This is a genomic window from Mycobacterium stomatepiae, assembly GCF_010731715.1.
Lineage (GTDB): Bacteria > Actinomycetota > Actinomycetes > Mycobacteriales > Mycobacteriaceae > Mycobacterium > Mycobacterium stomatepiae.
In genome coordinates, this window is record NZ_AP022587.1 from 5137130 (window position 1) to 5156781 (window position 19652).

Annotated in this window: 19 protein-coding genes, 1 tRNA gene and 1 pseudogene; 14 read left to right on the plus strand and 7 right to left on the minus strand. The window is 66.3% G+C overall.

Annotated elements, in window-relative coordinates:
• The first annotated feature begins 299 nt into the window (after nt 1-299).
• A tRNA-Leu gene (locus G6N54_RS24495) sits at nt 300-373 on the plus strand.
• 97 nt (nt 374-470) lie between these two features.
• On the opposite strand, the gene G6N54_RS24500 is transcribed toward G6N54_RS24495, so the two are convergent.
• A complete protein-coding gene (locus G6N54_RS24500) occupies nt 471-797 on the minus strand; it encodes a DUF732 domain-containing protein (RefSeq protein ID WP_163792791.1) in 327 nt (108 codons plus the stop codon).
• 143 nt (nt 798-940) lie between these two features.
• On the minus strand, nt 941-2164 hold the full coding sequence (locus tag G6N54_RS24505) for a class I SAM-dependent methyltransferase (RefSeq protein ID WP_163792793.1): 1224 nt from the start codon (nt 2162-2164) through the stop codon (nt 941-943).
• Nucleotides 2165-2271: 107 nt separating this feature from the next.
• On the opposite strand from G6N54_RS24505, the gene G6N54_RS24510 reads away from it, so the two are divergent.
• From G6N54_RS24510 to G6N54_RS24555, 10 genes are all read left to right on the plus strand, one after another.
• A complete protein-coding gene (locus tag G6N54_RS24510; RefSeq protein WP_163792795.1) occupies nt 2272-3066 on the plus strand; it encodes a hypothetical protein in 795 nt (264 codons plus the stop codon).
• 65 nt (nt 3067-3131) lie between these two features.
• Nucleotides 3132-4715: an esterase-like activity of phytase family protein gene (locus G6N54_RS24515; RefSeq protein ID WP_163792797.1), complete on the plus strand. Its 1584-nt coding sequence runs from the start codon at nt 3132-3134 to the stop codon at nt 4713-4715.
• 111 nt (nt 4716-4826) lie between these two features.
• On the plus strand, nt 4827-5594 hold the full coding sequence (locus G6N54_RS24520; RefSeq protein ID WP_163792799.1) for a dienelactone hydrolase family protein: 768 nt from the start codon (nt 4827-4829) through the stop codon (nt 5592-5594).
• Between the two features lie 12 nt (nt 5595-5606).
• On the plus strand, nt 5607-5879 hold the full coding sequence (locus G6N54_RS24525; protein ID WP_163792801.1) for a DUF6295 family protein: 273 nt from the start codon (nt 5607-5609) through the stop codon (nt 5877-5879).
• A 13-nt stretch (nt 5880-5892) separates the two neighbouring features.
• Nucleotides 5893-6657, plus strand: a complete 765-nt coding sequence (locus G6N54_RS24530; RefSeq protein ID WP_163794947.1) for a DUF427 domain-containing protein — start codon at nt 5893-5895, stop codon at nt 6655-6657.
• A gap of 344 nt (nt 6658-7001) precedes the next feature.
• Nucleotides 7002-8141: a YncE family protein gene (locus G6N54_RS24535; protein ID WP_232072980.1), complete on the plus strand. Its 1140-nt coding sequence runs from the start codon at nt 7002-7004 to the stop codon at nt 8139-8141.
• 127 nt (nt 8142-8268) lie between these two features.
• Nucleotides 8269-9900 carry a long-chain fatty acid--CoA ligase gene (locus G6N54_RS24540; RefSeq protein WP_163792802.1) on the plus strand — a complete coding sequence of 544 codons (1632 nt, stop codon included), beginning with the start codon at nt 8269-8271 and terminating at the stop codon, nt 9898-9900.
• Between the two features lie 117 nt (nt 9901-10017).
• Nucleotides 10018-10356, plus strand: a complete 339-nt coding sequence (locus tag G6N54_RS24545) for an SRPBCC family protein (RefSeq protein ID WP_163792804.1) — start codon at nt 10018-10020, stop codon at nt 10354-10356.
• Between the two features lie 31 nt (nt 10357-10387).
• On the plus strand, nt 10388-11278 hold the full coding sequence (locus tag G6N54_RS24550; protein WP_163792805.1) for a class II glutamine amidotransferase: 891 nt from the start codon (nt 10388-10390) through the stop codon (nt 11276-11278).
• A gap of 1 nt (nt 11279) precedes the next feature.
• Nucleotides 11280-12146 (plus strand): patatin-like phospholipase family protein, encoded by an 867-nt coding sequence (locus tag G6N54_RS24555; RefSeq protein WP_163792807.1) that lies wholly within the window; start codon nt 11280-11282, stop codon nt 12144-12146.
• A gap of 37 nt (nt 12147-12183) precedes the next feature.
• Here G6N54_RS24555 and G6N54_RS24560 read toward each other — a convergent pair whose 3' ends face one another.
• Together G6N54_RS24560 and G6N54_RS31760 are read right to left on the minus strand one after the other, a co-directional pair.
• Nucleotides 12184-13206 carry a patatin-like phospholipase family protein gene (locus G6N54_RS24560; RefSeq protein WP_163792810.1) on the minus strand — a complete coding sequence of 341 codons (1023 nt, stop codon included), beginning with the start codon at nt 13204-13206 and terminating at the stop codon, nt 12184-12186.
• 92 nt (nt 13207-13298) lie between these two features.
• Nucleotides 13299-13753, minus strand: a pseudogene (locus tag G6N54_RS31760) (lipoprotein LpqV).
• A 114-nt stretch (nt 13754-13867) separates the two neighbouring features.
• Between G6N54_RS31760 and G6N54_RS24570 the strand changes: the two are divergent.
• On the plus strand, nt 13868-14452 hold the full coding sequence (locus tag G6N54_RS24570) for a cupin domain-containing protein (RefSeq protein WP_163792812.1): 585 nt from the start codon (nt 13868-13870) through the stop codon (nt 14450-14452).
• Complete coding sequence (locus G6N54_RS24575) at nt 14452-14892, plus strand: rhodanese-like domain-containing protein (protein ID WP_163792813.1); 441 nt, start codon at nt 14452-14454, stop codon at nt 14890-14892. Before G6N54_RS24570 ends, G6N54_RS24575 begins: the two co-directional genes overlap by 1 nt.
• On the opposite strand, the gene G6N54_RS24580 is transcribed toward G6N54_RS24575, so the two are convergent.
• The 3 genes from G6N54_RS24580 to G6N54_RS24590 all read right to left on the minus strand — a co-directional run bounded on the left by G6N54_RS24580 (nt 14893) and on the right by G6N54_RS24590 (nt 18539).
• Nucleotides 14893-16542, minus strand: coding sequence for an alpha/beta hydrolase (locus tag G6N54_RS24580; protein WP_276056158.1), 1650 nt, complete (start codon nt 16540-16542; stop codon nt 14893-14895).
• Between the two features lie 139 nt (nt 16543-16681).
• Nucleotides 16682-17476 carry an enoyl-CoA hydratase gene (locus tag G6N54_RS24585; RefSeq protein ID WP_163792817.1) on the minus strand — a complete coding sequence of 265 codons (795 nt, stop codon included), beginning with the start codon at nt 17474-17476 and terminating at the stop codon, nt 16682-16684.
• A gap of 13 nt (nt 17477-17489) precedes the next feature.
• On the minus strand, nt 17490-18539 hold the full coding sequence (locus tag G6N54_RS24590; protein WP_163792819.1) for an enoyl-CoA hydratase/isomerase family protein: 1050 nt from the start codon (nt 18537-18539) through the stop codon (nt 17490-17492).
• 262 nt (nt 18540-18801) lie between these two features.
• Here G6N54_RS24590 and G6N54_RS24595 point away from each other — a divergent pair, with 262 nt between their 5' ends.
• Complete coding sequence (locus G6N54_RS24595; RefSeq protein ID WP_163792821.1) at nt 18802-19641, plus strand: Bax inhibitor-1/YccA family protein; 840 nt, start codon at nt 18802-18804, stop codon at nt 19639-19641.
• Nucleotides 19642-19652: the final 11 nt, after the last annotated feature.

Sequence of the window (19652 nt, forward strand, 5' to 3'; positions counted from 1 at the left end):
TGGCGTACGAGCCCCTGTGTACTGGCGTAAGGCTAATTTCCCCACTGACCAACTTCCCGATCGAAAGGGCGTGGGTGACGGGCGTTTACGGCGTTTTAACGCTGACGCCGGCGGTGTTAACAAGGTCTTGTCGGCCGACATGGCGGTGTCATCTGCTAGGCAGGGCCGAATAGCTGAAAGTCCCGCGGGGTGCGCATCGTACGCCGAGTGTCGCGTGCACGCACGTCCTGAATTCGGCCAAATTCGGGCGGGACGCGGTTTCCCGGAGCCGGGTGTCGCACGCTAGATTCGCCGCCGGGGCCCCCATAGCCCAATTGGCAGAGGCAGCGGACTTAAAATCCGCCCAGTGTCGGTTCGAGTCCGACTGGGGGCACGTCAATAGGGTGCCCGCCAAGGGCAACCAGCTGTTCGGAAACGACGTCGGCGGGCGATCGGCGGCGAAGCGCCCAGGCCCGGTCCCGAGGTCAGCTTTACATTTTGCTGCGGTTCTGCGGGCAGTACGACGCAACCGCCGCGCCGACGATGCTGCCGGCACCCATGTTGCTCACCCCGAGCGCCTTCTTCACGTCGTCGACGGTTTGGGCCATCGTGTCCCCGGCGTCGAAGTCCTGACACACCGCGTGGCCGGCGTTGATCATCATCTGGTCCTGGCCGGTGGGCCAGCTGAGCCCGCGCTGCTGCAGCGTGCGCAGGAACGTGTCATCCGCGCCATCGGCGTGTGCGATCGGGGCGGCGAAGGCAACAAGACCGGTCACCACGGCAGCGATCGGGCTCGCCAACCATGCCGTGTTCTTCATTCGTCTACTCCTAGGTGAATCAGGCAGGACCAAAATCCTAACTTTGTCTTGACACTATGTCTTGGCAATGGATTTAGCGCTATCCGCCGGTTCGCTGGGCTTTTCGCCGGCATGCGGTGTGAGATACGTCCCAGCGCAAGCCATTACGCTCCATGTTCGCTCGCTACGATCGCCATCGCCAGGAAGTCCAGCCGCCACAGTTCCTGAAAAAGCTTGCGCGCGAAGTCCTCGGCGACGCTGCCGGGACCGCCGCCACCGCCCTGCGCGGCCTGGGCGGCGATCTCGCGGATGCTGCGACGGCCGTCCACCAGCCGCGCGAACGGCAGCTCGGCGGGGCGAAGCCGCACCCGATAACCGGGTCCCAGCAGATCGGCCTCAGACAACAGGCACGCGGTGCGTGACATCGGAACGTAGTCCAGCGCCCGGTCCGTCGTGAAATCGATCGTGTACTGCTCTTTCGGACGGTCGGGACGGCAGGCCATGAAGAAATGTGTCGCGTTCGAAGGTTGCAGCCGTTCCATCACCGACCACAGTTCGGCGTCGGGCAATTTCTCCAGGTGGCTTCCGAATTTGCTTGCCGGAGTGAATATTTCGTGGGGATAGTACGGCGCCTTGTGGAACCAGCCCTGAAATGTGAGCCCGGCCGAGGCGACCAGCTCAAGACACCCGTCGACCGTGTAGTTGCGCGCGCGACCGTGCAGAAAGGTATCGACGAGCGCGCCGTCGGTCTGCAGGTCGCGGGCCGCCGTCAAGTAACTCCGGACGGGATGGTCGGGTGGCAGCGCCGCGATAATGTCCTTGACCGCCTGCACCGATGCGTCGTCCTGGGCAAGCCCCAAGTCGCGGAAGACCGACTCGAGCAGTTCGACCCCGGCGCGGCCGTACTTGGCGTAGAGCATCACCCCCATCGCGCCGTCTCGGCGCAGCCGGCCCGCCAGTGCCGTCATGCCGGTCAACGGGTCGGCCATGTGGTGCAGAACGCCGGTGGACACGATGAGGTCGAAGTCGCCGTCCAGCGTCGATGCCTCTTCGATCGGAAGCAGGTGCAATTCCAGGTTGTCCAGGCCGTGCTTGTCCTTTAGGTACTGCTGATGGTCCAGCGCCGATTGGCTGACGTCGATCGCCACCACCTTGGCCGCCCGGTTGGTGAAGGCGAACACCGATGCCTGGTTGGCGCCGCATCCCGCGATCAGAATGTCGAGGTCGGGCCGGTAGTCCCGGTCGGGCCACAACACCCGGTGGGCGTAGAACGGGTCGAACCACTCCCAGTTGTTCTTCGCGTAGGCCTCGAGGTCGTCAATGGGGGGCGGGTACTGCCATCGATCGTATTGCCGGGAGACCACGTCGTTGCGCGGATCGTCGTTCACTACAAAGGCAATGTAATGGGTTTGCCCGGCAACCGCAGGATGCCGATCCGCCGCGATGTGGTGTTGCTCGCCGGCGTAGGAGCCGGCAACTCATACACTGGCCCACCGTGGGCATGCTCTTCGGATTTGCGCCGTGGCTTATCTACTGGGTGCTGGTCGGCAACGTCCCGTTCAAGACCGCGGTGGTGGTCGCCCTGGTGATCGCCATCGGCGCGTTTGCGATCGGGCGCGCCCTGAGTAAGTCGGGCGGCACGCTGGAGATCGGGGCGGTAGCCACGTTCGCGGTGCTGACCGTTCTGACGTTCACCCTCAGTGACACGTTCATACACCGGTGGATACAGCCGCTGAGCAGCGCGGGGATCTTCCTGGTGGCCCTCGTCGGTCAGCTGGTGGGCAAGTCGTTCGTGCGCGAGTTCGCCGCGGCCGAGCAGCCTCCCGATGTGGTCAAGACCGAGCTCTTCGATCGGATCACCGACGTGTTGTCCTGGATCTGGATCGCCGCGTTCGCCGGCATGACGGTGTCGTCCGCGATTCCGCCGGTGCTGGAGGAGTTCGGAGGACAGGCGGCCACGATCCTCGACACGAAAACCCCGCTGCTGTTCATCTGCTACTGGGTCATCCCGTACTCGTTGCTGGGGCTGGCGGCGCTGGCGTCACGCTATGTCCCGGAGCGGATGCTGGTCGGGATCGACGACCTCGCCCGGGAAACCTCGTTCGTCGCCTACGACGAAGCCACGATCGACGAGCTGTACTTCCTGGCCCAGGAGCACGCCAATCGGGAGGTCGGCCCGGGCAAGGAGGCGTACAACGTGAAGGTCGGCGGGATGGGAACGCCGCTGACCGGCGACGAGGCACGCAAGTCATGGCCCTCGTCCTACAAGGTGCGCGACAAGAAGCATTAGAGTGCGCGACGTCGACTCGTGTGACATCCATCAGCGCGACAACTTCCACTTGTTAGGTCGATTGCGTGGCATCCAAGAGGATCTGGCTTGTCGCAGCCGTGACCGTGCTGATCACGGTGGCGGCCTGCTCGTCGGGGCATTCCGGGTCGGGCGCAAAGCCGGATTTCCATACGCCCGCCGGCAAGGCGTTGACGATCACCCCGGATCAGATGCTGGCCGCGACCCAGGGCGATACGCCGGTGGCATACGCCAAGCCCGAGCACGGCAGCATCACGTACGGTGCCAACGGCACGATGATCTACACCCCGGATGCCGGGTTCACCGGCACCGACCAGCTCCACCTCACCAGCACCCCCAGCGTCAAGCTCTATTCCGAGAACCTGCCGCCGATCGCCACCATCGGCGGCGTCGCGATCCAGGCCAACGCGCATGGTTCGGCGATCGCCCCGGTCCCGGGCAGCCCGAATGAGATTTACGGCCTGACCGACCGCGGCCCCAACGTTGCCGGGCGCACGGCGAACGAAATCGTCTTTCCGATACCGGATTTCCACCCGCAGATCGCCAAGCTGAAGCTCGCCGACGGGGTGGCGTCGGTCGAGCAGATCATCACGCTGGCGGGCAAGGACGGTGCGCCCCTGGTCGGGCTGTCCTACCCGCAGGCCGGCCTCGGCGAGACGGCGGTCGACATCAACGGCGTGCCGCTCTCGCCGTCGGATCACGGTCTGGACGGCGAAGGCTTGGTCGCCTTGTCCGACGGAACCTTCTGGGTTTCCGACGAATACGGCCCGTTCATCGTCCATTTCGATGCCAATGGCAAAGAGCTGGAACGTCTTTCGCCATTCGACGCAACGTTGCCCAAGGAGCTGTCGCTGCGCCACCCGAACCACGGTCTGGAGGGCCTGACGCTGACCCCCGACGGCTCCACGCTGGTCGGCATCATGCAGTCGGCGCTGCGGACTCCGGGGCTGCTCGGCTCGTCGGTGTCGGTCCCGATGACCCGCATCGTCACGATCAACCTCGCCAACCACAGCGACGTGCGCGAGTATCTCTACCCGCTGGCCAACCCGCAGCAGACCAGGGTCGCGGTCTCGGAAATCACCGCGGTCAGCAACACCACCTTCCTCGTCGACGAGCTGGACGGCGAGCCACAGCCCAACGGCAACAAGAAGATCTTCCTGGCCGACATCTCCGGGGCCACCGACGTCGGGCCCCGGGCGTCGCTGTCCGGGACGAGCTATCAGGCCGACCGCGGCGGCCTGTTGATCAACGGCGTGCCGATTGAAACCTTCGTCGGGATCACCGGCGTCGAGGCGGCCACCGACAAGCTCAGCGCGGCGGGGATCGAGGTGGCCGGCAAGAAGCTCAAGCTCGATCTCACCGACCTACTGCGTTCGTTGTCGGCCGCCGGTAACTTCTTCGGACACGCGAAGATCGAAGGCGTCATCACCCCGGACGGTGGAAAGACGTTATTCATTGCCAACGACAGTGATTTCGGCCTGGACGGGCTGGCCTCCACGACTCCGCCGTTTGCCCTCAAGCCCAAGATGGCGCCCAACGGCTCCCAGGACAGTGGCGAGATTCTGACCGTTGACATGAGAAAACTGCCTCCCACGATGGAAGCCGAGACGATCCCGATCAAGGTCGGCTGAGCCCCGCGCCGAAGTTCGGATACGTTGGTTTTCGGCGGGCGCACCCCCACCAGCACCCGGACGAGCCGCATGCGCTCCGCACTCGATTGCGGCACAGCAAGGAGCATCTCGATGAACGCGGTCAGCCCGGATGCCATTCGTGCGGAGACGATCACCATCACCGGCCACGGTGGCGATGAGATCGAGGCCTATCGCGCATGCCCGGTTTCCGAGCCGGTCGCCGAAGGATCGCGCGGCGGCGTCGTCTGGATCCATCACATGCCCGGATACGACCGGGAAACCAAGGAGTTCGTTCGCCGGCTCGCGGTCAGCGGCTACCACACCGTGGCGCCGAACCTGTACTCGCGGGAGGCGCCGGGCGCCGCTCCCGACGACGCGGCCGCTGCGGTGCGCGCGGCGGGCGGAGTGCCCGACGATCGCTTGGTCGGGGACGTCGCGGGCGCGGTTGAGCACCTGCGATCGTTGCCCGGCGCCAACGGTAAATTCGGCGTCATCGGGCACTGCTCGGGCGGGCGGCACGCGTACCTGGCCGCCTGCTCGCTGCCGTTCGACGCCGCGGTGGATTGCTACGGCGGCCGCGTCGTCGAGGATGCCCGGGAGGGACTACCCAAGGCCATGAAACCGATCCTGCACCTGGCGCCGAACCTGAGCTGCCCGCTGCTGGGCCTATTCGGGGCCGACGACGTGTTCCCGACGCCCGCCGCGGTGGCCACGCTGGACGCCGAGCTGACCAAGCTGGGCAAGCCGCACGAGTTCCACTCCTACGAGGGCGCGGGCCACGCCTTCTTCTCCGTCGACCGGCCCGCGTACCGTCCGGAGGCCGCGGTGGACGGCTGGCGCCACATCGACGAATTCTTCGCGACCCACCTGAAAGGCTAGGTGCAGCAAGCCATGTGCACACATCTCACCGAGCACGTCGAGATCGACGGCAGCGGCAAGGGCCCGGCTGCATGGTTCGGCGCCCACCGCGCGACCGTCTACGTCGATCACGCCGTGCACGCGCCCTACACCCACACGGTCAACATCGATGTGATCAATCCGGAGCTCGGCCCGTCGGCACGGGTCGCCCTGGAACTCACCGAGGAAAGCGCGCTGGCGCTGGCCGACGCGATCCACAAAGCGATTGCGAATGCGCCGGTCGGTCTCGCGTCCAAGGACCAGTAGGTGTCTTATGACGATCGAGCCTGACTACCCACAGATGGCCGCGGCCCGGGGACGCATCGAGCCCGTACCGCGGCGGGTCCGGGGTTTTCTGGGCGACAAGCTGGTCTTCGACACCACCGCGGCGCGCTATGTGTGGGAAATCCCTTACTACCCGGCCTATTACGTGCCGCTGACCGATGTGCGCCCGGAGTTCTTGCGCGACGAGGAGCACGCGCAGAAGGTGCAGTTCGGGCCGTCGCGGCTGCACTCGCTGGTCGGCGCCGGCCAGACGCACCCGTCGGCCGCCCGGGTGTTCGACGCCGATGCCGACAGCCCCGTCGCGGGCACGGTGCGCTTCGAATGGGACGCGTTGCGCTGGTTCGAGGAAGACGAGCCCATCTACGTGCACCCACGCAACCCGTACTCCCGCGTCGACGCGCTGCGCTCGCACCGGCACATCCGGGTCGAGCTGGACGGTGTCGTGCTGGCCGACACCGGATCTCCGGTGCTGCTCTTCGAAACCGGTTTGCCGACAAGGTATTACATCGGCCCCGCCGATGTTTCTTTTGCGCATCTGGAGCCCAGCTCAACCGAGACGCAATGCCCGTACAAAGGGGTGACGTCCGGCTACTGGTCGGTGCGCATCGGCGACACCGTGCACGCGGACCTCGCGTGGACGTATCACTTTCCACTGCCGGCGGTCAGCCAGATCGCGGGGCTGGTGGCGTTCTACAACGAGAAGCTCGACATCGCGGTCGACGGCGTCAGCCTGGCGCGGCCGAAGACCCAGTTCAGCTAATTACGCCGCGACATACGGGAGCCCGACAAGTGTGACATATCCCTCTTTTTCCGGCGAATCTAATAGATTCTTATCCGACTATTCGTTCGGCGTGCGCTAATTGGTTAGCCGCTTTGCGCATATAGACAGCTAACTAGCTTCATCCTTCTTTGCTGGGGGTGAGCGTGTATATACTCGGCAACCATCGCCCTGAGCGAATCCTGAGGCCCCTCGGTGATTTAGCAGACAGTGCCGACATTAATCATTATTTGCCGAAATTCGGCCGGTAAAATTTGTGCAGACCAGCGCATTTTTTCGGGCGTTGAAATGCGGTTATCGACATCGATAGCGAAGGCGGTACGAACGTGAGCGAGACCAACGGCCGGGAGGCCGCCCGCAAGATCGTCGAGATGGACGCGACGCCGATCGCCCCGGTGGCCGTCGAGATTGCCGGCGACAACGGCCCGATCAGCGGCATCGCGATCAGCCCTGACGGCTGCCGGCTGCTGGCGACCCACTGCGGATCCGACAGCGTCTCGGTGATCGACACCGACACGTTTCGGGTCGTCGACACCATCCACGGCGTCGACGAGCCGTTCGCCATCGCGATCAGCGGCGGCCGGGCATACGTCAGCACGGTGTCGACGGCTTACGACTCGATCCAGGCCATCGACATCGCCACCAACGCGGTGGTCGCGAAGCATCCGCTGGCACTGAGCGTCAGCGACGTGGCGGTCGACTCCGTCGGGCAGAAGGTGTACGCCAGCCGCAACGCCGCCGGCGTCGCAGACGTCGCCGTGCTCGACACCGCGACCGGAACGGTCCGCACGGTCAAGGTCGCGGACGCGGTGCCGGGCACAGCCACGGAATGCGTGCGGGTGCGCCCCGATGGCTCGCGGGCGTACGTGGGTGTCAACGGGCCGGCCGGTGGCCGGCTGGTGGTGCTCGGAGCGGAAGCCGAGGCGGCGGGTCGAGCCTCCTGGGGCAAGAAGCGCGCCCCGGTCCAGCAGGCCGCGGTGCGGGCGATCGCAACCGTGGAGATCGGTTTGCCGGTTCGCGACGTCGCGCTGAGCCCGAACGGCGCGATCGCCTACGTGGCGAGTTGCGCCCCCGAGGTCGGAGTCGTGGTCGACGTGGTCGACACCCGGACCAACATGATCACCAACACGCGCAAGGTCGGTGAGATCGGCGGCATTCTGACCGGGATGGCGCTGTCCGCCGACGGCGACCGTATCTATCTGGTCAGCGACGACAACGTCACCGTGCTGTGCACGCTCACCCACGACGTCATCGCGACGCTCGGGGCCGGTATGCAGCCGTCGTGCGTGGTGGAAAGCCCGGATGGCACTCGCCTCTACATCGCGGGCTACTCCGGCTCGGTGGGCGTCACGCCGATCGCGTCGGCTACCCCATTGGCCATCGAGGCTGCCGTTGCCGAGAGCGCGCTGTCGACCACCGGTTGGCGGGTGCCCGACCTCGTGCCGCACGAGCCCGTGCTCGCCTGACCGTCGCCCGATCCCGGACAACAGACTTTGTCAGGGGGATTTCTCGTCCCACGGTCTAGCGCGGCGATACCATTCGCCCGACCGACCATGAGGCGGTGCTGCGCCAAGACGGTAAGGCGGTAGATCGATGGACAGCACGATGCAGGACTTTCCGTTGACGATCACCGCCATCATGCGGCACGGCTGCGGTGTCCACGGCGGCCGAACGGTCACGACGGCGACGGGTGACGGGTACCGCCACACCACCTACCGTGAATTGGGTCGGCAGGCCGCGCAGCTGGCAAACGCGTTGCGTGGCGTCGGCGTGACCGGAGACCAGCGCGTCGCGACGTTCATGTGGAACAACGCCGAGCACCTCACGGCCTACCTCGCGGCCCCGTCGATGGGTGCCGTGCTGCACACCCTGAACATCAGGCTCTTCCCCGAACAGATCGCCTACGTCGCCAACGAAGCAGAAGACCAGGTCGTGCTGGTGGACATGTCGCTGGCCAAAGTGCTCGCTCCGGTACTGCCCGAGCTCGAAACGGTGCACACCGTGATCGTGGTCGGCGACGGCGACACGGCGGCGCTGCAGGAGTCGGGCAAGACGGTGCTGCGGTATGCGGAGCTGATCGAGGGCCAGTCGACCGAATTCGACTGGCCGCGCATCGATGAGTATTCCGCCGCCGCGATGTGCTACACCAGTGGCACCACCGGCAACCCCAAAGGTGTTGTCTACAGCCATCGTTCGAGCTTCCTGCACACGATGGCCACGTGCAGCACCAACGGGATCGGGGTGGGGGCCTGCGACCGGGTGCTGCCGATCGTGCCGATGTTCCATGCCAACGGGTGGGGACTGCCCTATGCGGCCCTGATGGCCGGTGCCGACCTGGTGCTCCCCGATTGCCATCTCGGCGCCCGGTCGGTGATCGACATGGTCGAGAAGCTGCGGCCCACCCTGGCCGGCGCGGTGCCGACCATCTGGAACGACGTGATGCACCACCTCGAAAAGGACCCCGACCACGACATCTCGTCGCTGCGCCTGGTGGCCTGCGGCGGTTCGGCCGTGCCGGTGTCGATGATGCGCACCTTCGAAGACAAGTACGACGTCCAGATCCGGCAGTTGTGGGGCATGACCGAAACGTCGCCGCTGGCCACGATGGCCTGGCCGCCGCCCGGCAGCCCGGACGACCGGCACTGGGCATACCGGGCTACCGTGGGCCAGCCGATCTGCGGCGTGGAGATGCGCATCGTCGCCGACGACGGCACGGTGCTGCCCAGCGACGGCCAGGCCGTGGGTGAGGTGGAGGTCCGCGGCCCGTGGATCACCGGGTCCTACTACCGCGGCCGGGACGATTCCAGATTCGATTCCGGCTGGTTGCGCACCGGCGATGTCGGCCGCATCGACGGGGAGGGCTTCGTCACCCTCACCGACCGCGCCAAGGACGTGATCAAGTCCGGCGGGGAGTGGATCTCCTCGGTCGAGCTGGAGAACTGCCTGATCGGTCACCCGGACGTGCTCGAGGCCGCCGTCGTCGGGGTTCCCGACGAACGCTGGCAGGAACGACCGCTGGCCGTCGTCGTCCTCAACGAAGGCGCGTCGGTGAGCGCCGGTGAGTTGCGAACGTTTCTCTCGGACAAGGTTGTTCGTTGGTGGCTGCCCGACCGCTGGGCCTTCGCCGACGAGATTCCGCGCACCAGTGTCGGCAAGTACGACAAGAAGACCATCCGATCCCGACATGCGGACAACGGCTACCAGGTCACCGAGGCGCGCGACTGAACGCCTGACCCGGCGAGCCGGGGGCATCTCCCGCGTAGCAGCGGGGAGACAGAATCGCGTATTTTATTCCGAGGAATGCGATCCGTGTCTGCTCGCGAAGTGAGGTGTGTTGAGCCCATGGCAAATTCGGTCGTCGTCTCCGAATCGCTGGTCATGCCGCTTCCGGTCGAGCAGGCGTTTGCGCGCACGCTGCCGGTGCCGCTCACCCAGGTCTTCAGCCGCCGGCACGGGCTGTTCCCGCCGATCCAAGAGGTGTGCGACCAGACCGGCGCCTGGGATGCCGCGGGCCGGACCCGCACCGTGGTGATGGCCGCCGGCGGCACCGAGGTCACCTGGCGCTGGGATATTCATCCGCGCTCGCCGCTTTCCGCTTTGATGCTCCCGGTGTTCGGCCGGATGTGGAAGGGCTACGCGCGCCAGGCACTGCGCGAGCTGTCGGGGATGCTGACGCGCTGAGGGCGCAACCGTATTCGGTACCGTCGAGCCCATGTGTCGACTCTTCGGCCTGCACGCCGGGACGCACGCCTGCACCGCGACCTTCTGGCTGCTGGACGCGCCCGACAGCCTGTCCCAGCAGAGCCGCCGCAATCCCGACGGCACCGGCCTGGGGGTCTTCGACGTCAACGGCGAACCGCGCGTGTGCAAGGAGCCGATCGCGGCGTGGCAGGACGCCGACTTCGCCACCGAGGCGCACCGCAAGACCGGTACGACGTTCATCGCCCATGTGCGCTACGCGACGACCGGCTCGCTCGACGTCCACAACACCCACCCGTTCCTGCAGGACGGCCGAATCTTCGCGCACAACGGCGTGCTCGAGGGACTCGACATTCTCGACGAACGGCTGCGCGAGGTCGGCGCCGACGAATTGGTGTTGGGTCAAACCGATTCGGAGCGGGCGTTCGCGTTGATGACCGCCTCGATCCGTGCGGCCGGTGGTGATGTCTCGGCCGGCATCACCGACGCGATGACCTGGCTCGCGGCGAACGTCGCGATCTATGCGGTCAACGTGCTGCTGTGCACAGCCACGGACATGTGGGCGATGCGCTATCCGGCAACTCACCAGCTCTGTCTGCTGGATCGGCGCGACCAGTCGGCCGATACACCCGAACCGGCTTTTAATTTGCGTACCAAGCGGATTCACGCGCAGTCCGACCTCCTGTGCACGCGGCCGTCAGTGGTGCTGGCCACCGAACCGATGGACGACGACCCGCGCTGGCGGCTGTTGCACCCTGGCGAGCTGGTGCACGTCGACGGCGCGCTGCAGATCAACCGAACGATGATCCTGCCGGATCCGCCCAAGCACTTGCTGCGCCGGGAGGATCTGAGCGTGCCGGTCGAAGACGCGCAGCACGCGCTGCCCAACACCCGGAAGTTGTGACATGACCAGACGTGCGCTTGTGCTGGCCGGCGGCGGAATAGCCGGAATCGCTTGGGAGACCGGTGTTCTGCAGGGAATCGCCGACGAGTCTCCGGCCGCGGCGCGGCTGCTGCTGGATTCGGACGTGCTGGTGGGTACGTCGGCGGGTTCGGTGGTCGCCGCCCAGATCGGCAGCGGCGCCACGCTCGAGGAGCTGTTCGACCGGCAAGTCGCCGAGACGTCGGCCGAGATCGATTCCGGCGTCGACATAGACACCATCACCGAGATGTTCCTGGCCGCGCTGGGCGAGGCGTACGACGACTCGCTGGGCAGGACGCGGCAGCAGATGCAGCGGATCGGGGCCATCGCGCTGAGCACCAAGACCGTCCCCGAACCCGTCCGACGCCAGGTGATCGCGCAACGTCTGCCGTCGCACGAGTGGCCTCGGCGCGCGCTGCGTATCACCGCAATCGACACGGCCACTGGCGAATTGGTGGTCTTCGACTCCGAATCGGACGCGGAGCTCATCGATGCGGTGGCGGCCAGCTGCGCCGTGCCGGGGGCGTGGCCGCCGGTGACGGTAGCCGGCCGGCGGTACATGGACGGCGGGGTCGCCAGCTCGGTGAACCTCGGCGTCGCCCGCGACTGCGACGCGGCCGTGGTGTTGGTGCCCGCTGCTCCCGACGCTCCGTCGCCATTCGGTGCCGGGCCGGCCGCCGAGATCGCGGCGTTCGACGGCGCGGCTGTCGCGGTGTTCGCCGACGCCGACTCGCTGAAAGCGTTCGGCCCCAACGTGTTAGATCCCGGCTGTCGAATCAACTCGGCAGTGGCGGGACGGGACCAGGGCCGCCGCGAGGCCCACGCCGTCGTCCGCTTCTTCGGGGTCTGATCGCGAATCCATAACCGCTGCAACAGCTCTCGTTTGATCAGCCCTCGATCGCGGGTTTCTCGGAGACGCGCTCGAGCGAATCCAGGGCCTGGTCGGCCAGCAACCGGCCGGCGTCGATCACCTCGGCTGCCCGATGAAAGTCCAGGCTCCGGCACGTCGAACGGGGTACCGCGATCAACAGGTCCGGCGGGTAGGCCGACAGCATGTGGCGGGTGAGAGCCGACTGGGCGATGTCGAAGGCCCGGTACATCACCTCAAAGCTGCCCAGTTTCGGAACTCCCGGTGCCTCAACGAGTTCGGCTTCCTCGCCCGATTCATCCGAGTCGGTATCCGATGCGAATCGGTTCAGCACCGCCCGCGCCGTCGGCCGGTCCAGCAGCGACCGCACCGCCGACGTATCGAGCAGCGCCGTGGTGCTGCGCACCATCCGGTTCAGCAACTCGACGGTAGCGCCGGGCTCGGGCTCTCGTTTCGCGATCACCTCGCTGCCGCTGACGCCAACGGCGATCGTCAGGTCGGCGTTGACCGCGGCGAGCGGCGCCATCGGCAGCGGATCCAGGATGCCACCGTCGGCGAGCAGGCGTCCGCCGACCTCGTGCGGAGGGATCACACCCGGAATCGCGATCGATGCCCGGATCGCCTCGTCGAGCGGACCGTGCTGAAACCACACCGACTTACCGGCCACCAGGTCGGTCGCCACCGCGGTGTAGGGGACCGGAAGCTCCTCGATCGTGACCGGGCCGAGGATGTCGCGTACCGCCTCGAGGATCTTCTCGGCCCGCATCACCCCGGCCGCGCTTATCGACGGGTCGAGCAGCCGCAGAATGGTGCGCTGCGTCAACGACTTCGCCCAATCGGCGAACTCGTCGAGCCGACCGGCCGCCTGCAGACCGCCGATCATCGCGCCCATCGACGAGCCGGTGATGCCGACGATCTCGAAGCCGCGCTCCTGCAGGGCGTCGATCACCCCGATGTGGGCGTAGCCCCGGGCGCCACCGCTGCCCAGTGCCACGGCGACCCGGGGACGTGTTGCTCGACGCGCGACCGCTTCGCCAGACACCTCTCTATTTTGCGTGCCGCGACGGACGCCAGTTGGGTCGGGGCGGCACTTTTTTCATCCGTGATCGCAATTGCGCAGGAGTTCGAAGGCCGCTAGTCGCATTCGTCGTTGGCGGCCGCTCGGGCGGCGGTGATCACCGCCGCCTGCCGCGCCGGGGTTAGATCCGCCCAGCGGGTGTTCCAGCTGCCCGCGGTGGCCGTCGGAGAGGTCTGGACCATCGCCAAATAGGGCTCGAACTGGGATTCCCCAGTCTTGGGCCGGGCCTGCATCCACACTCTCGCGGCGTGACAGGCCTGGTAGTACTCCTCTTCGGTCGACTCGGCGGGGACGTCGACCTTGGTGGTCACCCCGGCAGGGGACAGGCCGATCGCCCCGGCGATGCGGACGTCGGCCTTTGCGGGCCGGGCGTCGATTGCGGGGACGACGACGTGATCTTGCCCGCGGGGGTCCCGCCCGACGAGCAGCCCGCGACGCAAAGCGTCGCGATCAAACCAGCCGCCACGACGGGGGCACTCCATAGCAGGGGGCGATGACTGCACCAGCGCACAGCCTTCAATCTATGCAACACTGGTGCCCGTGATGGAGCGCTTCGGATTTTGGGAGTGTTGTCGGCCTTAACGCGCCGGCCCTGCCCAATCCGAATCTCTCGCGGAGTTCTCCAATGTCTGTGTCTGTCGCCAGTTCCGTTGCGTTGCGTTCATCGAGCATCGCGTCTGCCTCCGCGGGCCCGACGCGGCTGCGGGTTCCCGACCTGCTGCACGCCACCGATCAAGCCGCCGACGACGTGCTCAGCGGCCGTTGCGATCACCTGCTGCCCGAGGGCGGCGTCCCGGACTCGCGGCGCTGGTTCATCCGCATCCACGGCGACGACGAACTCGACGTCTGGCTGATCAGCTGGGTTCCCGGTCACGCCACCGAATTGCACGACCACGGTGGGTCGTTGGGTGCGCTGACCGTGGTATCCGGATCCCTCAACGAATTCCGTTGGGACGGAAGGGACTTACGCCGCCGCCGCCTCGATGCCGGTGATCAGGCGGGCTTCCCGCTGGGTTGGGTGCACGACGTGGTGTGGGCGCCCAGGCCAGTGGCGCGCCCGGTGAGCCCGATCAAGAGACCGGTCGCGCCGACGCTGAGCGTGCATGCGTATTCGCCGCCGCTGAGCGCGATGTCGTACTACGAGGTCACCGCGAACAGCAGGCTGCGGCGCCAGCGCACCGAACTGACCGACCAACCAGAGGGGACGTGATGAGCCGTATCGACGTGGTCCTGAGATCCGCCCGACGCCGCTTTCGCCGGCTCGCCGCCGCCGAGGTGCCCGATGCGCTTCGGCGCGGCGCGGTGCTCGTCGACATCCGGCCGCAGGCACAGCGATTCCGCGAGGGCGAGGTGCCGGGCGCGTTGGTGATCGAACGCAATGTCCTGGAATGGCGTTGCGACCCGACCAGCGACGCCCGCCTGCCCGAAGCCGTCGGCGACGACGTCGAGTGGGTGATCCTGTGTTCGGAGGGCTACACGTCGAGCCTGGCGGCGGCCGCGCTGCTCGACATCGGCCTGCACCGGGCCACCGACGTCGTCGGCGGCTACCACGCGCTGGCCGGCGCGGGCGTGCTCGCCGAACTGGCCGGCGAGCCGATCAATGCGGCGATACTGGCCAACACCGGTGCCAGCGGCCGCCGCTGGATCTAACTAATCGTTGGCGTGCAACAGCGGTCGCAGCCGTTCGGTCTTCTCCGGCGTCCACCCGGGCGGTGACAACACCGAAGCCCAGCCGTTGGCGACGTCGGCGACATAGCGGTGGCCATGCCCGTCGGGCACGTCCACGGCAACCGCCATGTCCGCCGACACTTGCAGGAAGGTCACCACCGGGATCCAATTCGTCTGCGGCAGAACGTCGTAACCCCGTCGCTCGCGCAGCCAATCCGGTTCACTGAACAGCAGGTCCGGCGTCCACCAGGCGATCGGGTCCGAGGCGTGCTGCAAATACACCACCCGCGGTGCGCCCCACGGATCCTTGGGGCGGTCCAGATTGTTTGGGCGAGCGACGAATCGGACGTTGTGGCCGTCGTTGTAAATGGGCAGCCACTCCGGCGAACCAGCGTCTCGGGTGGCGGTCAGGTCCGTCCAGATGATGTTGTTGAACGTCGGCCCGCTGAACAGGGCGCCGTCGGTGCGGGCCAGGACGTTGTTGAGGCTCATGAACGGCGCCTCACCGCCGAACGAGCCCAGGCTCTCGCCGAACACCACGAGCTTGGGGCGATGCCCCTCGGGTAGTTGCCGGATCAGTCGATCGACGGCTTCGAACAGTGCCTGGCCGGCGTGTCGTGCGTTCTCCTTGTCCACCAGGAACGACAGCCAGCTCGGCAGGAACGAGTACTGCATGCTGACGATCGCGGAGTTGCCGTTGTACATGTATTCCAGCGCCGAGGCTTCGGCCTCGTTGATCCAGCCGGTCCCGGTAGTCGTTGCGACCGCGACGATCTCGCGCTGCAGACCGCCCTCGCGTTGCAGTTCGCGCGCCGCCAGCTCGGCGGTGGCGGTGATGCCGTCGGCGGACTTCAGGCCGGCATAGGCGCGGATCGGTTCGGTGGCCGGGGCTCCGTTGAAACCGGACAGCTGGTCGACCGACGGGCCGCCGTTGACGAAGATGCGGCCCTGATGGCCCAGCGATTCCCACGACACCAGGGACTGCGGACCACCGGATCGCTGCGGGGTTTTCGGCGGTGCATTGTCGGGATTCATCTCGTTGTTGGCCGTGGCGAACGTGTTGTTCAGCGTGCGCATCGTGAATTTGATGACCACGCCGTTGAGCAGGGTGATCGTCAGGACCACGAGAACTACCACCACGATGGTGGCCGACAGGCGAAACGGAGCGATCCGATCGAGTTGTCCCACAAGGAAACTGACCAAGATGCGGACGGCCTGCCCGATTTCGACGACCGTGAACAGCACGATGAACGACAAGACGGCGGCCAGCGGGTAGTCGTACCACTGCAGGTGCGGGACACCCATCAGGTCCCGCACGTCGTCCTGCCACACGTGAAACCAGATCGCCATCAGCACCTGGCCGACGACGGCGACCGGGATCAGCACCTTCCATGCCCAGCGCGGTGGCGGTGGCGAGGACTCCTTGGAGCGCATGTAGCGGACCAGCCAGACCGAGAAGACACCCAACCCGTAGCCGATGGCGCCGGAGAACCCGCTGACCAGCGCCTGGAATAGCGGGCCGCGGGGCAGCAGCGACGGCGTCAACGAAAACCAGATGAAGATCAGGCCGACCGTGGTGCCGGTGAAGGTGTAGTGCCGGACCCAAAACGGCTTGCTGGCGATCTCTTGCAGACCGGCGCAGTCGAGGTCTTCCGGCTCCGTATCGGCTTTGGTGGCGACGCCCGCCGGCGAGTCCGCGAGTTCGCCTGCACCGACGGCCGATTCGTCGTCGGCGCCGCTCGCGGAACCAGGCTCGCTCACTTCGGGGATCTTACCGATGGGTGAAGTTGGGAGCCCGCTTTTCGACGAATGCCGTCATCCCTTCGGACTGGTCTTCGGTCGCGAAAGTCGAGTGGAACAACCGGCGTTCGTAGAGAAGCCCCTCGGCCAGGGTGGATTCGAAGGCGCAGTTGACGGCTTCCTTGGCCATCCGCGACGCCGACAGCGACATCTGCGAAATCGTGGTGGCGACGGCATTGGCCTCGGTCAGCAGATCGTCGGCCGGCACCACCCGCGACACCAGACCGCTGCGTTCGGCCTCTTCGGCGCCGATGGTGCGCCCGGTCAGGATCAGGTCCATCGCCTTGGCCTTGCCGATGGCGCGGGTGAGGCGCTGCGAACCGCCCATGCCCGGCAGCACACCGAGTTTGATCTCGGGCTGGCCGAATTTCGCGGTGTCGGCCGCGATCAGCAGGTCGCACATCATCGCGAGCTCGCAGCCACCGCCAAGCGCGTATCCGGCCACCGCGGCGATCGTCGGGGTGCGCACGGCGGCCAGCTTGCCCCAGGTGGCGAAGAAGTCGGAGCCGTACGCGTCGGCGAACGTCAGCCCGGCCATCTCCTTGATATCGGCGCCGGCCGCGAAGGCCTTGCCGCCGGCGCCGGTGATGATAATCGCGCCGATACCCGGATCGTTGTCGAATTCGGTTGCCGCACTGGTGACCTCGTTCATCACCTGGCTGTTGAGCGCGTTGAGCGCCTGCGGCCGGTTCAGGGTGATGGTCCCGACCCGCTCGTTGCGCTCGACCAGGATGGTTTCGTAGCTTTTTGGGGTCGTCTCGCTCATCCAATCCGCCTTTCTAGAAACTCAAGTCGTCGTCGACCGGCGCGAAATACGCGTCGATGTCGGCCGCGGAGACCGCGGCGAAGTCCGGCGGCGACCACTTCGGATTACGATCCTTGTCGATGATCTGCGCCCGAATGCCTTCCACCAGATCATGCGAGCGCGCCGCGGCCGACGACACTCGATAGTCCTGCACCAGAACATCTTCCAGTGTTTCCATCTTCGCGGCTCGGCGCACCGCCTCGAGTGTCACCGATACCGCGATCGGGGATCGGGTGGCGATCAGGTCGGCTGCCTTCTGTGCCGGCTCGGCGTCATGCTTGCGCAGCGCCGCGAGGATGTCCTCCGCGGTGTCGCCGGCAAAGCACTCGTCGATCCAAGGCTGTTGTGCGACAAGGTCACTGGCAGGTGGCTCCACGGCATGGGCGGTCAGTGCGCTCTCGATGCTGTCGTCGACGATCGCTTGGCGAAACGCCGCGAGTTTGTCGTGCGCGACGTAGTGGTCGGCCAATCCCAGGGCGATGGCATCGGATCCGGAAAGCGTTGCGCCGCTGAGCGCGGCGTACAGCCCCAGGCCGCCCGGCGCCCGGGACAGGATGAACGCTCCGCCGACGTCCGGGACGAACCCGATGCCCACCTCCGGCATTGCCACCTTCGAGGTATCGGTGACCACACGGACGTTGCCGTGCGCACTGACGCCGACCCCGCCGCCCATCACGATGCCGTCCATCAACGACACGTACGGCTTGGCGAACCGGCCGATCTGGCCGTTCAGCAGATACTCGTCGCGCCAGAATTTGCGTACCTCGACGCCGTCCTTGCGGGCGCTGTGATAGACCGCGACCACGTCGCCGCCCGCGCACAACCCGCGCTCCCCGGCTCCCGACAGCACCACTGCGCGCACCGCATCGTCGCTTTCCCAGCCCGCGAGCAGGGGGCGCAGCGCGTCGACCATGATCTGATTCAGCGAGTTGATTGCCTTGGGGCGGTTGAGCGTGATCAGGCCGACGCCATTGTCGACACGGGCCAAAATCTCGTCGGATTTCCCAGTCGCGCCTTCGGTCACGCCCTAGCCTTCCAGTCTGATTTTCCGGGTGACAGTCTGTGCGCAGAGTGTCGCCCGGTTGACTTGCGGGTCTTGACCAGCAATCTAGATCGTGACAACAGGCGCTATGCCCGCGGGTAAGGGTTATGTTTGAGCCGACGACAGGCACCTGGCGCGGATATACCCTGAACACACCGGTTCCATTGGGAACTTGGTAAGGCGACTGATCGTTGAGCAAGTGTTCGCACGGCTCGAAGCCACAGTCCTAAGAGAGGATCCGACGGTGCGGGAGACCAGCAACCCGGTATTTCGTTCGCTGCCCAAGCAGAGCGGCGGATATGCGCAATTCGGCACTGGCGCGGCCCAGATGCAGCAGGGGTACTACCAAGCTGACCCCTACACGGCTCCCTACCAGGAGGCCAAGGCCACCCGTCCGGTGACCATCGACGACGTCGTGACCAAAACAGGCATCACGCTGGGCGTGCTGAGCATCGCGGCGATCGTCTCCTACTTCCTGTTGTCGGCCAACCTCGCCCTGGCGATGCCGCTGACCTTGGTGGGGGCGCTCGGCGGTTTCGCGCTCGTGATGATCGCGACGTTCGGCCGCAAGCAGGACAACCCAGGGATCGTGCTCAGCTACGCCGTCCTCGAGGGCCTGTTCCTCGGCGCGGTCTCGTTCGTCTTCGCCAACTTCCAGGTGTCGAACGTCAACGCCGGCGCACTGATCGGTGAGGCGGTCCTGGGCACCTTCGGGGTGTTCTTCGGAATGCTCGTCGTCTACAAGACCGGCGCGATCCGGGTGACCCCCAAGTTCACCCGCTGGGTGGTCGGCGCGATGTTCGGTGCGCTGGCCCTGATGATCGGCAACCTGGTGATCGGGTTCTTCAACCACGGCTCGGGCCTCGGCCTGCGCAGCGGTGGCCCGCTCGCGATCCTGTTCTCGCTGGTCGTGATCGGCATTGCCGCGTTCAGCTTCCTGATCGACTTCGACGCGGCCGACCAGATGATCCGCGCCGGAGCGCCCGAGAAGGCGGCATGGGGCATCGCGCTCGGCCTGACCGTGACGCTGGTCTGGCTGTACCTCGAGATCCTGCGTCTGCTCAGTTATCTGCAGAACGATTAGCTTCATCCACG